At 63.0% G+C, this 12524-nt stretch carries 15 protein-coding genes and 5 tRNA genes; 3 read left to right on the top strand and 17 right to left on the bottom strand.

The annotated features are described in order from the left end of the window. Positions 1-313 precede the first annotated feature (313 nt). The 10 genes from BN1133_RS02295 to BN1133_RS02250 form a co-directional block, all read right to left on the bottom strand. On the bottom strand, positions 314-1576 hold the full coding sequence (locus BN1133_RS02295; RefSeq protein ID WP_050664931.1) for a Y-family DNA polymerase: 1263 nt from the start codon (positions 1574-1576) through the stop codon (positions 314-316). Further along, positions 1573-1998: a translesion error-prone DNA polymerase V autoproteolytic subunit gene (gene umuD, locus BN1133_RS02290; protein ID WP_050664930.1), complete on the bottom strand. Its 426-nt coding sequence runs from the start codon at positions 1996-1998 to the stop codon at positions 1573-1575. The genes BN1133_RS02295 and umuD overlap by 4 nt, the downstream gene beginning before the upstream one ends. A gap of 108 nt (positions 1999-2106) precedes the next feature. After that, positions 2107-2183 (bottom strand) — tRNA-Val (locus BN1133_RS02285). 6 nt (positions 2184-2189) lie between these two features. Next, positions 2190-2266: transfer RNA gene (locus BN1133_RS02280), tRNA-Val, on the bottom strand. A 6-nt stretch (positions 2267-2272) separates the two neighbouring features. Continuing rightward, positions 2273-2349: transfer RNA gene (locus BN1133_RS02275), tRNA-Val, on the bottom strand. Positions 2350-2358: 9 nt separating this feature from the next. Further along, positions 2359-2435, bottom strand: a tRNA-Val gene (locus BN1133_RS02270). A gap of 14 nt (positions 2436-2449) precedes the next feature. Further along, positions 2450-2526 (bottom strand) — tRNA-Val (locus tag BN1133_RS02265). A 108-nt stretch (positions 2527-2634) separates the two neighbouring features. Further along, positions 2635-3645 (bottom strand): DUF3080 family protein, encoded by a 1011-nt coding sequence (locus tag BN1133_RS02260; RefSeq protein WP_050664929.1) that lies wholly within the window; start codon positions 3643-3645, stop codon positions 2635-2637. After that, a complete protein-coding gene (locus BN1133_RS02255; protein WP_050664928.1) occupies positions 3623-4972 on the bottom strand; it encodes an MATE family efflux transporter in 1350 nt (449 codons plus the stop codon). The genes BN1133_RS02260 and BN1133_RS02255 overlap by 23 nt, the downstream gene beginning before the upstream one ends. A 114-nt stretch (positions 4973-5086) precedes the next feature. Further along, positions 5087-5293, bottom strand: coding sequence for a YaeP family protein (locus tag BN1133_RS02250; RefSeq protein ID WP_050664927.1), 207 nt, complete (start codon positions 5291-5293; stop codon positions 5087-5089). A gap of 107 nt (positions 5294-5400) precedes the next feature. Between BN1133_RS02250 and BN1133_RS02245 the strand changes: the two genes are divergently transcribed. Beyond that, on the top strand, positions 5401-6012 hold the full coding sequence (locus BN1133_RS02245; RefSeq protein WP_050664926.1) for a riboflavin synthase: 612 nt from the start codon (positions 5401-5403) through the stop codon (positions 6010-6012). Between the two features lie 19 nt (positions 6013-6031). After that, on the top strand, positions 6032-6319 hold the full coding sequence (locus tag BN1133_RS02240; protein WP_050664925.1) for a YciI family protein: 288 nt from the start codon (positions 6032-6034) through the stop codon (positions 6317-6319). 53 nt (positions 6320-6372) lie between these two features. Here BN1133_RS02240 and BN1133_RS02235 read toward each other — a convergent pair whose 3' ends face one another. The 4 genes from BN1133_RS02235 to BN1133_RS02220 form a co-directional block, all read right to left on the bottom strand. Next, positions 6373-6576 carry a CPXCG motif-containing cysteine-rich protein gene (locus tag BN1133_RS02235; RefSeq protein ID WP_050664962.1) on the bottom strand — a complete coding sequence of 68 codons (204 nt, stop codon included), beginning with the start codon at positions 6574-6576 and terminating at the stop codon, positions 6373-6375. Between the two features lie 85 nt (positions 6577-6661). Then, positions 6662-7306: a hexitol phosphatase HxpB gene (hxpB, locus tag BN1133_RS02230; protein ID WP_050664924.1), complete on the bottom strand. Its 645-nt coding sequence runs from the start codon at positions 7304-7306 to the stop codon at positions 6662-6664. 117 nt (positions 7307-7423) lie between these two features. Then, complete coding sequence (gene purT, locus BN1133_RS02225; protein ID WP_050664923.1) at positions 7424-8602, bottom strand: formate-dependent phosphoribosylglycinamide formyltransferase; 1179 nt, start codon at positions 8600-8602, stop codon at positions 7424-7426. A gap of 61 nt (positions 8603-8663) precedes the next feature. Further along, a complete protein-coding gene (locus BN1133_RS02220) occupies positions 8664-9500 on the bottom strand; it encodes a DMT family transporter (protein WP_136613570.1) in 837 nt (278 codons plus the stop codon). A 256-nt stretch (positions 9501-9756) separates the two neighbouring features. Here BN1133_RS02220 and BN1133_RS02215 point away from each other — a divergent pair, with 256 nt between their 5' ends. Beyond that, positions 9757-10356 carry an FMN-dependent NADH-azoreductase gene (locus BN1133_RS02215; RefSeq protein WP_050664921.1) on the top strand — a complete coding sequence of 200 codons (600 nt, stop codon included), beginning with the start codon at positions 9757-9759 and terminating at the stop codon, positions 10354-10356. A 70-nt stretch (positions 10357-10426) separates the two neighbouring features. Here BN1133_RS02215 and BN1133_RS02210 read toward each other — a convergent pair whose 3' ends face one another. From BN1133_RS02210 to BN1133_RS02200, 3 genes are all read right to left on the bottom strand, one after another. Continuing rightward, positions 10427-10615 (bottom strand): DUF4250 domain-containing protein, encoded by a 189-nt coding sequence (locus BN1133_RS02210; protein ID WP_050664920.1) that lies wholly within the window; start codon positions 10613-10615, stop codon positions 10427-10429. Between the two features lie 3 nt (positions 10616-10618). Next, the gene (locus tag BN1133_RS02205; RefSeq protein WP_050664919.1) at positions 10619-11080 is read right to left on the bottom strand and encodes a MarR family winged helix-turn-helix transcriptional regulator; all 462 of its coding nucleotides are present in this window, start codon (positions 11078-11080) and stop codon (positions 10619-10621) included. A 107-nt stretch (positions 11081-11187) separates the two neighbouring features. Next, positions 11188-12396, bottom strand: coding sequence for a UPF0149 family protein (locus BN1133_RS02200; RefSeq protein WP_050664918.1), 1209 nt, complete (start codon positions 12394-12396; stop codon positions 11188-11190). Between the last annotated feature and the right edge of the window lie 128 nt (positions 12397-12524).

Below are 12524 nucleotides of genomic sequence, written 5' to 3'. Positions count from 1 at the left end.
GAGAGGCTCCGTCATGGGCTGCATGGTAAACCATAGTGCAGGCGAGGCGAAGGGAGGGAGATGTGCCTGCTGGTTTCTTGGACAAAGACCCGCCCATCAACGGTGTGGTGGCTACAAAAAAAAGCCCCGCATGGAGACGGGGGAAGGAGTATGGAAACTCTTCAAGGAAGGGACTACTGGCGATTAGCGCGTGTGAGGAACTGCACAACTACGCAGGGCCACTCTACATTGAGCGCTATATGAGGCCAATTGCCATATCTGACAGGCACAGGGGGCTCACTTTGCTTTCGGATCTCGGCCTCGGTGAGGGAGATCAGGCTCTGACTCTGGGAAGGTCTGCCAGTGAGTGGGTGTAGTCGGGGCTCTTGTGCTCCTGGCGCATCATCCACTCGGGCTCTCTGAGCCCCTGGGCGGCATAGTGTAGCTGGCCGAGCCCCCGGGCGCGGATCCTGTCCACCGTCTGCATCAGGGCCTGGCGTCTGGGGTCTGGGGACGGGCAGAAGAGATCGCTCTGACATTGGTCGCGTGGCCGCAGATCCGTGAGCATGACGCCTCCTTTTTGATACTTGAGGCTCGGCTGCCACAGTGTGTCCAGATGAGGGCGCACCAGGGTCAGCAGATGCCCCGTGTCATCGCTGGGAGTAGCCAGTGGCAGGGAGAGATGCAGGGCCGGTGACTCGGGGGCACGAAACGGGTTAGCGCGTACAAAGAGGGTGAGGTGGCCGGTGCAGAGCGATTGCTGGCGCAACTTCTCGGCGGCGCGTTCGATAAAGGTGGCCAGGGCCTGGTTGAGGCGCTCTTGGGTGTTGATGGGGTGGCCGAAGGAGCGGCTGCAGAGCACCTGCTGGCGCGGCTCGGGAGGCTCAAGCTCCAGACAGGGAAGCCCGCAGAGCTCTTGCACCGTGCGCTCTAGCACCACACCGTAGCGGCTGCGCCAGTAGGCAGGCCGGTGAGCCAGCAGCTGGGCTATGGTCTCTATCCCTTCAGCCTGCAGGCGGGTGGAAAGGCGTCGCCCTATGCCCCAGACCTCACCGACCGGTGTGATGGTCATCAGGCGGTGGCGGCGCGCCGCATCGCGCAGATCCACCACCCCCCCTGTGGCTGGCCAACGCTTGGCGGCATAGTTGGCGAGCTTGGCCAGGGTCTTGGTAGGGGCTATCCCGACCCCGACGGTGAGGCCGGTCCACTGGCGTACCCGATCGCGCAGCTGCCGCCCATAGGCCTCCAGATCACCGGCCCAGCGTTCACCGAGCTCGAGAAAAGCTTCGTCGATGGAGTAGATCTCCACCCGTGGCGAGTGCTGCTCGAGCAGGCTCATCACCCGTTGGGAGAGATCCCCGTAGAGGGCATAGTTGGAGCTAAACCAGACACCGCCTTGAGCCTCGAACTCTTTTCTTATCTGGAAAAAAGGCACCGCCATCCTGACCCCGAGGGCCTTGGCCTCGGGGCTGCGCGAGACCACACAACCATCGTTGTTGGAGAGCACCACCAGGGGGCGCCCATTGAGATCGGGGCGAAACAGCCGTTCGCAACTGGCGTAGAAGTTGTTCACGTCCACCAGGGCATAGGCGTTCATGAGGTGCCCCGCTCCAGGGTGTGCAGGGCAAAGGTGACCACCCCCATCAGCTCGAGAGGCTCCCCATCCCCAAGAGGCAGCACAGGATAATCCGGGTTGGCGGGGTGCAGGGCCGGATAGGGGGTGCACTGCAACCGCTTGACGGTGAACTCCCCATGGAGGCAGGCGATCACCACGTCCCCATGACGGGGGGTGAGGGCCCGGTCGACCACCAGCAGATCCCCGTCGTGGATGCCGGCCCCCGTCATGCTCTCGCCACAGGCCCGCACGAAGTAGGTGGCGGCCGGGTGGCGCACACAGAGGGTGTTGAGATCGATAGGGGTGATGGCGTGATCCTGGGCCGGGGAGGGAAAGCCGCAGGGGACCCGATTCTCGAAACAGGGCAGGGGGAGGGAAGGGGGATCGATCAGGGGGCGTATCATAGGCGCAGGTCTTCTTACTGTGTTTATATACAGTATAGTTCGGTGTGCCGTTGAGCCCAAGGCCATAAAAGCAAAAAGGCCCGCAGCGATGCGGGCCTTTCGGCATGATGGTGCGCTCTAGTGGACTCGAACCACCGACCCCCACCATGTCAAGGTGGTGCTCTAACCAACTGAGCTAAGAGCGCAGATTGTGGTGGGTTTAATTGGATTCGAACCAACGACCCCTACCATGTCAAGGTAGTGCTCTAACCAACTGAGCTATAAACCCGCAATCTGGTGCGTCCTAGTGGACTCGAACCACCGACCCCCACCATGTCAAGGTGGTGCTCTAACCAACTGAGCTAAGGACGCAAATTGTGATGGTGCGCTCTAGTGGACTCGAACCACCGACCCCCACCATGTCAAGGTGGTGCTCTAACCAACTGAGCTAAGAGCGCATCATAGTAAATCGTGGTGGGTTTAATTGGATTCGAACCAACGACCCCTACCATGTCAAGGTAGTGCTCTAACCAACTGAGCTATAAACCCACGTCGTCGTGCTGACGAGGCGGCATACTACCCATGCCCCCCGAGGCTGTCAACCAATCCCATCGCATTCCTTGATCGTTTGCCGAGTTCTTGCGCAGCTTGTTGATTTTACGGGCGTATCCCCACTTGGCAGCGTTGCAGCAGCCGTTGCCACAGGTGGGCATGGTCACTGATTGAGTGGCGAAAGTCGAGGTAGAGGCCACTCTCGCGCCCCTGTCCGTAGCGAAGATGCCAAGGCGTGAGGGCCGGAAGTGGTGCCGGAGGCGCCATCAGTCGCTGCAGGGCGGGTGCCAGGCGCAAGAAGCGGCGCTCGAGGCGGCTCAGGTCGGGTTGAACGCCCTTGCCATAATAGTGGGTCAACGCGCCGCGCAGACGCATCACTCGCTCCGGGTCGGGGCCGCAGGAGAGGGCTTCCAGGCGCGGGGCGAGCCAGCGGTTGGTCACCTTCAGCCAGAGGGTGACACTCTCCATGGTGTAGAGCAGACGGGCGAGCTCACCCGAATCGCGCAACTGTGCGGAGAGTGCGAGTAGCTCCCTTTGCTCGTGCCAGTCGAGGGTACCTGCGGCGCTCTGGCGCAGTTGCAGCCAATGATACAGCAGGCTTTCGAGAGGCTGATCAGATGCGGGATCGGGGTCGCTCAGGGGAGGCCGCGGCGAGAGCTGGCGACGCAAGACGGGATCCGAAGCCAGGGCATTCCAGGCTCGCAGGGGCAACATGGCCCGCTTGGCCCGGGCCAACGCCTCGAGCCATTGGCGGGTAGCCGGGCTCTCGCTGTCACACCCCTCGAGCCGGCGCACCAGCGTCAGCTCGTAGTCGAGCAGGGTGAGATGATCGGCGCTCATGCCCAGCGGCCCGTTGCGTTCGGCTATCTCCCGCCCCAGCCCGCAGCGGCTGAGGGTCAGGATATCGAGCAAGTCTACTCTGAGCTCGGGCAGGGGGAGCATCAGGTCCCGCTGGCGGGGTAGGGGGGTCGTGTCAGGAGTATCGAGAGCGGGGGGCTCGGCATCCAATATTGCAGCGAGGCGGATCAGGTATGTATCGAAGGAGGACTCCATGGCGGGCCGGCAGCCCGCCAGGAGTAACAGGAGCAGAAGGCTAGCCGTGTGCCGTGCGCCCATAGATCACCTTGAGCCTCAGGCCCAGCATCAGGGCTGCCGCGGTCAGGCCTACGATAAAGCCAACCCAGAAGCCCTGCGGCCCGAGGCGGGGTAGCAGCAGGTCCGTCATGCCCAGCACCACCCCGGTAGGCAGTCCCAGACCCCAGTAGGCGATCAGGGTGAGGTAGAAGATCGCCTTGGTATCCTTGTAGCCGCGCAGGGCCGCCGCCGCAATCACCTGCACCGAATCGGAGAGCTGATAGACGGCTGCCAGCAGCAGCAGGGCTGCCGCCAGGGTGATCACCTGACTGTCATCGGTGTAGATCCCGGCGATCTGGTGACGCAGCAACACGGTAAACAGGGCGGTACAGGCGGCTGCGCTAAGCCCCAGCAGCAGGCCGGTGCGGGCCGATCGGCGGGCCTGCGCCCCGTCCCCTTCACCTATGTTATGGCCAACCCGGATGGTGACGGCAACGCCGATGGAGAGCGGCAGCATAAAGACCAGGCTAGAGAAGTTGAGGGCCACCTGGTGGCTTGCCACAATCTCAGCCCCGAGTGGGGCCAAAAGCAGGGCCACTACGGTGAACAGGGTCACTTCGCAGAAGATGGCCATGGCGATGGGAAAACCCAGGCGAAACAGGCGCCAGATCCGGCTACCGTTGGGGCGGGCGAGGGAACCAAAGAGATCGAACTCTTTGAACAGTTTCGAGAAATAGATGTATCCCATCATGGCAAACAGCATGGCCCAGAGCACGATGGCGGTGGCCACGCCACAGCCAACACCACCCAGGGCCGGCATGCCGAACTTACCATAGATGAAGATCCAGTTGACCGGTACGTTGACCGCCAGTCCCACGAAGCCGATCACCATGGTGGGGATGGTATGGGAGAGCCCCTCGCTGAAGTTGCGCAGCACCTGAAACAGGGCGAAGGCGGGCAGGCCCCACAAGATGGCGTGCAGGTAGCCGGTGGTCTTGGCCGCGAGGGCGGGCTCGACCTTCATCACCTGCAGGGCCAGTGGGCTGAAATAGAGGGCCAGCATGCCCAGGGGGATCACCATCAGAGCAAGCCAAAATCCCTGATGAACGGCCGGGCCGATCTCCCCCCGCTTACGGGCGCCGTTGAGTTGGGAGACGATGGGGGTGAGGGCCATGATCACCCCCTGCACCAGCAAAATGATGGGCAGCCAGAAGCTGGCGGCCACCGAGACGGCGGCCAGATCCACTGCGCTAACCTGACCGGCCATCACGGTGTCGACGAAGCTCATGGTGGTCTGGGCCACCTGGGCGATAAGGATGGGTGTGGCGAGGCGCACCAGATTTCGTGCCTCGGACCAATAGGACTGCACTGACACCTCCGACGGGTCAATCGATAAAGAGCCAAGAGAAAGAGCGGGGAAGGAGGGCCGGCGAGATGCCGGCCCGATGGGTCAGTGTAACGGCTGGGGCACCGAAAGAAAACGTTATGCGTCCTCGTGATCGCTGATGAGCAGGTTGGCGGCAGCAAAGGCAGCCTGCTGGCGCAGCTCGGCAGGGACGCGCTCGTCGCAGGCCACCGCATCGAGGGTGCGCACGGCGGCGGCAATGGCCTTGGGCACATAACCCTGCTCACCCGAGCCTATCTGGCTATAGGCGGCGCGCACGGCTTCACAGCATTCAAAGACCTTCATGGTTCTCTCCTTTCATAAAAACGACGGGACTATAGCGGGTTGTTTTACCCTTGCCCACCCCTTGTAGGCGAGGGTAACCTTGCTGCGTTCCAAACGAGGAGAGCCCTATGTTTACCGGTATCGTGCAGGGGGTGGCCGAGATCCTGGCCATCGAGGAGAAAGAGGCATTTCGCACCCATGTGATTCGCATGCCGAGTGCCCAGTGGGGCGAGGGGCTGCAGATCGGTGCTTCGGTAGCCCACAACGGCTGCTGTCTGACGGTGACCCGTATCGAGGGAGAGGCGGTGAGCTTCGATCTGATGCGCGAGACCCTGCGTCTGACCAACCTGGGGTCGCTGGGTGTCGGCGATCGCGTCAATGTGGAGCGGGCTGCCCGTTTTGGTGACGAGATTGGAGGCCACGCCATGTCGGGCCATATCATGACCACGGTACGGGTGAGCCAGGTCATCGACACCCCCAACAACCGCCAGGTGTGGTTCGAGATCTCCCCTGAGTTGATGCGCTATGTGTTGACCAAGGGCTATATCGGCATCGACGGGATCAGCCTCACCATCGGTGAGGTGCGTGATCAAGGCTTCTGCGTCAACCTGATCCCCGAGACCCTGGCCCGTACCAATCTGGGCTGGGTCACGCCAGGCTGGCAAGCCAATATCGAAATCGATCCCCAGACCCAGGCCATTGTCGATACGGTGGAGCGGGTGTTGGCGGCGCGGCAATAACCGTTAAGGAGTGAGCTCCGTGTTTGTGGTGACCTTAACGTACGTAAAACCGATCGCGGTGATCGATGAGCTGATCCCGGCTCATGTGGAGTGGCTCAAGGCGCATTATGCGGCGGGGCACTTTCTCGCCTCTGGGCGGCGGGTACCGCGAAGCGGTGGCGTGATCCTGGCCAACGGTCTGACACGTGAGGCGCTCGATCAAGTGCTGGCTGGCGATCCCTTTCGGCAGGCTGGTGCCGCCGAGTATGAGGTGACCGAGTTTGTGCCGAGCATGACGGCGCCACAGCTGGATAGTCTGCGGGGCTGATGTCTGTCCCACTGACAGCAAGGAGCGCGGGGCCTGATGGCCCCGCGTTTATGTCAGAAGATCTGCTCGTCGTCGGAATCCACAAAGAGTTGCAGGCGATCGCGCTCCTCATCCTTGTGCAGACGCAGGTGGATGGCATTACAGCAGGCCATGCAATCTTCGTAGTAATCCTGATCCCCCTGGCTGGCGTCGAGCTCCACCACAGTGTGGTGGCCGCAGTGGGGGCAGACGATTCGCTTGCTGGTGTAGGTGATCATGGTCTCCTCCCGGCCCATAGGGGCTCTTCACATACCTTGAGTCTAGCCGCTGTGTGCCGGGGAAAACCGCGAGAGAGTGCACGTTCTAGCGCAGATGTGTGGCCTCCAGACGGGCCAGGGAGGGGAGCTCGAGATCGGCGATGGCCAGACGTGGATCCCCCACCAGGGCGGGATCGGGCACGATAAGTGCCTTCATGCGCGCCGCCTTGGCGGCCAGCAGGCCGTTGAAGCTGTCTTCCACCGCCATGCATGCTTCGGGGTCCAGCCCCAGCTTCTCGGCGGCGTGGATATAAACATCCGGGTGGGGCTTGCCAAAGCGCTCTACCTCGGCCGAGTGAAGGGCCTCGAAGTGATGGGCAATGCCGAGGGTCTCCAGCACGTTATGTACCATGGTCATGGGCGAGCTGGTGGCAAGGCCGATGCGCAGCCCCTGATCACGGATAAGCGTCAGGGCGTGATCGAGCCCCTCCTTGGGGGTGCCTTCGAGGCGGATGAGGCGATTGACCTCGGCCACGATGTGCTCGACGACGGTCTGCTGGCTCGGCGGATTGATAAGATCCGGGTAGCGCAGGGCCACCACCTGATCGATGCGAAGACCCATGGTGGCCTCGCAATCGGCCTGGCTCATGGCTCGTCCCAGCTCACCGAAAACCTGGCTCTGGGCCCGTTGCCAGAAGGGCTCGGAGTCGAGCAAGACCCCATCCATATCGAAAATCACTGCCTTGATCATGATGGCTCCTAATGCAGCGCCGGTGCTAGGGCGCACAGGAAACGAGGTGACACGCCAAAGGCGCGTTCACCACCCGAGAAGGGCGCATGATAGCGCCCTCCTGCCTCGCTGTCAGGCTTAGGGGTGCATAGTAACCCTGTCGGCGACCTGTTTGGCCAGGGTGATGGCCTCTTGGGTGTCACGGCCCCGGGCCAGGGCGACTCCGAGGCGGCGGCGTCCCTGGATCTCGGGCTTGCCAAACAGGCGCAGCTGGGCGCCAGGCACCGGGGCCAGGGCCTCGGCAAGGCCGCTGAAACGGATATCCTGGCTGTGGCCATCGCACAGTACCACGGCCGAGGCGCTCGGGCCGAAGTGGGTGATGCGACCGATGGGGAGCCCCAGGATGGCGCGCACGTGCAGGGCGAACTCCGAGAGATCCTGAGAGATGAGGGTGACCATGCCGGTGTCGTGGGGACGGGGCGAGACCTCGCTAAACCAGACTTCATCCCCCTTGACGAAGAGTTCGACCCCGAACAGGCCGTGACCGCCGAGGGCCTCGACCACCTTGCCGGCCACCTCCCGCGAACGGATCAGGGCCTGCTCGCTCATGGCCTGGGGCTGCCAGGACTCCCGATAGTCTCCCTCCTCCTGGCGATGGCCGATGGGATCGCAAAAATGGATGCCGTCCACGGCGCTCACGGTGAGCAGGGTGATCTCGTAGTCAAAGTCGACGAAGCCCTCGACGATCACCTTGCCGCGCCCGGCGCGCCCTCCCTCCTGGGCATAGCGCCAGGCGTGGACGAGATCGGCCTCGCTTCGCACCACGCTCTGCCCCTTGCCCGACGAGCTCATCACCGGCTTGACCACGCAGGGCATGCCAACCTCGGCCACGGCGGCGCGAAACTCGTTCTCTTCCCCGGCGAAGCGATAGGGGGAGGTGGGCAGGGAGAGCTCCTCGGCGGCGAGGCGGCGGATCCCCTCCCGGTTCATGGTGAGGCGAGTGGCCCGCGCGGTCGGCACCACCCTGTGCCCCTCGGTCTCCAGGGCGAGCAGGGTATCGGTGGCGATGGCCTCTATCTCGGGAATGATGAGGTGAGGGCTGAACGTCTCTACCAGCTCGCGCAGGGCGTGGCCATCGAGCATATCGATGACGGCGCTGTGGTGGGCTACCTGCATGGCCGGGGCATCGGCATAGCGATCGGCGGCCATGACCTCCACCCCGAGTCGCTGCAACTCGATGGCGACCTCCTTGCCAAGTTCACCTGAGCCCAACAGCAGGGCGCGGGTAGCAGAGGGGCGGGTTGCGGTTCCCAACATGATCTCACTCCTTATGGTCACGGACGTAAAAAAAGAGGCACGCATGGCGTGCCTCGGGATCTCAACGGTGTTGACGCTGCTCCAGATGGGTGAGCAGGGTCACGGCGCCTATGATAATGGCGGCGCCGAGCCACAGTCGTCCCGGCGGCGCCCAGCCAAACACCAGCCAGCCGGCGGCCACGTTCATGGGCAGTTTGGCAAAGTCGAAGGGTTGCACGAAGGAGGCTTCGGCCACGCTGTAGGCGCGGGCGATGGCCATCTGTGCCAGGGCTGACAGGGCGCCGGCGGCGGCCACCAACCACCACTGCTCCGGGGTGGGCCACTGCCACTCGGGCAGGGCCAGCATGGCGTTGAAGGGGGTACTGAGCAGCAGCAGGTAGACCACCAGGGTGTGAGAGGATTCGGTGGCTGACTGATAGCGTACCAAGAGGGAGTAACCGGCCCAAAACAGGGCGGCGGCCACCGGCAGCAGGGAGGCGAGGGTAAAGTCCTCGCGCCAGGGGGCCAGGATCACCATGGCCCCGGTAAAGCCCCCCAGGGTCGCCAGCAGCCGGGCCCGACTCACCTTCTCCCCAAGGAAAAGGGCCGAGCCCAGGGTGGCGAAGAGAGGGGAGGTCATCAACAGGGCGATCCCCTGCCAGATGGGAATGGGAACCGCCAGCGCCCAGAGCCAGAACTGGATACCCACCACCGCCAGGGCGACCCGAAACAGATGCAGGCGCAGTTGGCGGGTAAGCAGCGAGTGCTTGAGTCCGTGGCGAATGAGCCAGGGGAGCAGGCAGACGAGAGCGATAAGGTATTGGTGGAAGGCGACCTGGGTGGAGGGGAAGCCCAGCTTGAAGCTGACATACTGGCTCAGGCTGTTGACGGCGGCGAAGCAGAGACCGGCGACCATCATCCAGACTGCACCGGCCAGAGGGGAGTGCCTGTGCATGGTAGGAGATAACTGTCAAAAAAGTGCGGCGAATGATAGCGGCAATCGTTTGTTCTGCCAAGCCCTGTGGCTTTTCTCAGGCATGTCGCTCTCTGGCGAAGATACTATGGTTCAAATTTTTTGAATGAATAGAGCCAACTTTTTCGCTGTGATGGGAAACGCCGGGGGATTAGAGTCTCTCCATCGGCTCAGGGGAGCCAGACACATCAGGAGCACTATCATGAGCAAGATCCTCGTACTCAAGTCCAGCATACTCGGCGGCTACTCCCAATCGAGCGCCCTTATCGATCACCTGCTTGCCGAGCGCCAGGCAAAGGGAGAGGTTGACAGCGTGACCGTGCGCGAGCTGGCCGAGCTCGAGTTGCCGGTTCTTGACGGCGAGCTTGCCGGTGCCCTGCGCGGTGGCGACAACCTGAGTGAACGGGCCCGTCAGGTGGTGGCACTCTCCGATGAGCTGGTAGCCGAACTCAAAGGGAGCGACATGGTGGTGATTGCCGCCCCCATGTACAACTTCAACATCCCGACCCAGCTCAAAAACTGGATCGATCTGGTGGCCCGTGCCGGGGTGACCTTCAAGTACACCGAGACCGGCCCGGTCGGCTTGGTGGACGGCGTGCGTGCCGTGGTGGTGAGCCCGCGCGGTGGCATGCACCTGGGTCAGCCAAGCGATCTGGTCACCCCCTACATGAAGGTGTTTCTCGGCTTTATCGGCATCACAGAGGTGGAGTTTGTTTATGCCGAGGGGATGGGCATGGGGCCGGACGCCGTGGCCAAGGGGTTGGCGGCAGCCCGGGCACGGGTGGCCGAACTGGTTGCCTGAGGTCGCTGCCAATAGCGGCAAATAAGAGAGGGCCGGCACTATGCCGGCCCTCTCTTGTGTCGAGGAAGGGTTAACGAAACTGCCGCTGAGCGGGCTGATAGGCAAACCCCCCCTCGGCCAGACGGGCCTCGAGGGCGGTGCGGTCGATGTCATGGGCGCGCACCAGATCGTCGAGATCGTCGTAGTTGTCGCGCAGCTGCATGTTGACCAGGCTCAACAGCATGTTGATGTCCATGGTCGCGAAACGCTCGAGTCCCATTGATCACTCCTTGTCGAGAATGTGCAGCTTGTCGATCGCCTCATCCAGCGCCTTGAGCTGGCTATTGATCTGCAGGCGAGCGTCATCGGGCAGGTGCTGGCTCAGGGTGGTCTCCCAGCTGGCAATGTCCTGCTTGAGCTGCTGGAACAACTTGAGGCCGGGGGCGGTCAGGGAGACCAGATTGATCCGCTTGTCGTGGGCGTGGCTTTCGGTTGAGACGATCCCCTTCTCGCCGAGACGGTGGATCTCGCGGGAGATGCGCACCTTGTCCATGCCGCTCGCCTCCACCAGCTCTTTCTGGCTGATGGGATATTGGGGACCCAGCACCATCATGAGGCGCCACTGGGGCACGGTTAGCTGGTAGCGCTGCTGGTAAAATTGCTCGAAAGTCTCCCGCACCATCTCAGCGGCATGGACCAGCTGATAGGGGGGATAGTGTTGGAGCAGGCCGATGGGTTTGTGCATAACGTCTCCTGCGGGCAAACCGCCCCGCCAGGCGGTTTCTAATGATACTGGCTCATGATACGCCATTTATAAGGCCTGCTCCATGGCCTGGGTCATCCTTTGTCGTCTCAGCCCTGGCGCAGCCAGAACAGGGCGCCATGCTTGAGCCAGGCCTCGCGGGTTGCCATGGCATAGCTGGCGGCCTCGTCCCGATTGCCGGGGCTGTAAGCCTGCGGCGCCTCCTTGGGCAGCTTGCGGCTGCCGAGCAGGCAGGCCTTGACGTGCGCATTGGCGCGGCACGCCTCGGAGAGAGCCGCAGCAGCGGCGTCCCGCCCCTGGGTGGCGAAGAGCATCAGGGCGCGATTGAAGCAGAGCCAGGTGCTGGCCTCGTCGAAGCGCTCAAGCAGGGCGGCGAGCGCCTCCCAACGCCCCTCCAGGGCATAGAGACTGGAGAGCTGGTAGCGACAGCCGAGCGGGTCGTCCTGGCACAGGGTAAGCAGAGCCTGGTAGTGCTCCTCTGCCTCTTGCAGGCGGCCTTGCTCGCGCAGGCAGTCGGCCAGACTCGCCCGGGCGGCCAGCAGGGGCCGAGCGGCAGGCTCGCTCCAGGCATAGCCACCCAGGGCCTCGAGGGTGGCCTGGTCAAACCGGGTGGAGGCATCCTCGACGATAAGGCCATAGAGGCGTGCCCGCTCATGGCTGCTGCGAGTGCGGGAGGCTGCATCAAACCACTCTTGCCAACGTTCGGCCTGCTCTACCGGGATCTCCGGCTCGGCGTAGTCGCCCGGGCTTACCGCCTGCTCCGCATGAAGCAGACCATTGAGGGCACTCTTCATCTGTTGCCGGCTGCGCTTGAGAAAATCGGGCAAGGCCGGGGCGTCAGGGGCGGCCTGATGGAGCATCTGCGCCATCTGGCGGTCGCGAAACAGACAGAGCTCGGCGGCCAGGCTAAAACGCAGCTGGGTCGTCGGGTGATTGAGATCGTTGGGCCGTGGCCAACAGGCAAAGCCCAGGCTAAAGCCGTGGCTCCACTGGCGCAGGGGCTGATCATCGGTGAAGACAGACTCGGGATCTCCGCTCGGCAGACGACACTGGGTGGGCAGGGCGAGCTGCCCCTCATCGGCCAGGAGCTCAAGCTCGTCGATGAGGCTATCGATGGCCTGCCTGGTTTTTTCATCCAGCGCCCCTTGCCAGAGGCCGGCGAGAGGGTGGTGCCAGTCCGGCAGATCAGGCCCGGTCAGGCGGGCACAGAGAAAACCGTGCAGGCCGGCGTAACCCAGCCCTGGTAGTGCCTGCTCCAGCCAGGCATTGAGATGTCGGGTGCGAACGGATGGCGTCATCTGCGGATCCTCGTTAAGAAAATTGGCGCGAAGTCTACCTAAAAGTAGGGCCATTAGCAGCCAACCCTCGCCTGTTTGCCTGAATTGTGTGCAGTCAGGCGATGCTGCTGGCAGCAGTTTGCGGTAAG

This window comes from Aeromonas schubertii, from assembly GCF_000820105.1.
Classification (GTDB): Bacteria; Pseudomonadota; Gammaproteobacteria; order Enterobacterales; family Aeromonadaceae; genus Aeromonas; species Aeromonas schubertii.
Note: the sequence above shows the minus strand (reverse complement) of the source record. Positions and strands in the feature narration are given on the sequence as shown.

Excerpts from the sequence above, each read along its gene's own strand:
- BN1133_RS02295 (WP_050664931.1), bottom strand. The coding sequence starts at position 1,576 with ATGAACGCCTATGCCCTGGTGGACGTGAACAACTTCTACGCCAGTTGC.
- umuD (WP_050664930.1), bottom strand. The coding sequence starts at position 1,998 with ATGATACGCCCCCTGATCGATCCCCCTTCCCTCCCCCTGCCCTGTTTC.
- BN1133_RS02260 (WP_050664929.1), bottom strand. The coding sequence starts at position 3,645 with ATGGGCGCACGGCACACGGCTAGCCTTCTGCTCCTGTTACTCCTGGCG.
- BN1133_RS02250 (WP_050664927.1), bottom strand. The coding sequence starts at position 5,293 with ATGAAGGTCTTTGAATGCTGTGAAGCCGTGCGCGCCGCCTATAGCCAG.
- BN1133_RS02245 (WP_050664926.1), top strand. The coding sequence starts at position 5,401 with ATGTTTACCGGTATCGTGCAGGGGGTGGCCGAGATCCTGGCCATCGAG.
- BN1133_RS02235 (WP_050664962.1), bottom strand. The coding sequence starts at position 6,576 with ATGATCACCTACACCAGCAAGCGAATCGTCTGCCCCCACTGCGGCCAC.
- hxpB (WP_050664924.1), bottom strand. The coding sequence starts at position 7,306 with ATGATCAAGGCAGTGATTTTCGATATGGATGGGGTCTTGCTCGACTCC.
- purT (WP_050664923.1), bottom strand. The coding sequence starts at position 8,602 with ATGTTGGGAACCGCAACCCGCCCCTCTGCTACCCGCGCCCTGCTGTTG.
- BN1133_RS02220 (WP_136613570.1), bottom strand. The coding sequence starts at position 9,500 with ATGATGGTCGCCGGTCTCTGCTTCGCCGCCGTCAACAGCCTGAGCCAG.
- BN1133_RS02215 (WP_050664921.1), top strand. The coding sequence starts at position 9,757 with ATGAGCAAGATCCTCGTACTCAAGTCCAGCATACTCGGCGGCTACTCC.
- BN1133_RS02210 (WP_050664920.1), bottom strand. The coding sequence starts at position 10,615 with ATGGGACTCGAGCGTTTCGCGACCATGGACATCAACATGCTGTTGAGC.
- BN1133_RS02205 (WP_050664919.1), bottom strand. The coding sequence starts at position 11,080 with ATGCACAAACCCATCGGCCTGCTCCAACACTATCCCCCCTATCAGCTG.
- BN1133_RS02200 (WP_050664918.1), bottom strand. The coding sequence starts at position 12,396 with ATGACGCCATCCGTTCGCACCCGACATCTCAATGCCTGGCTGGAGCAG.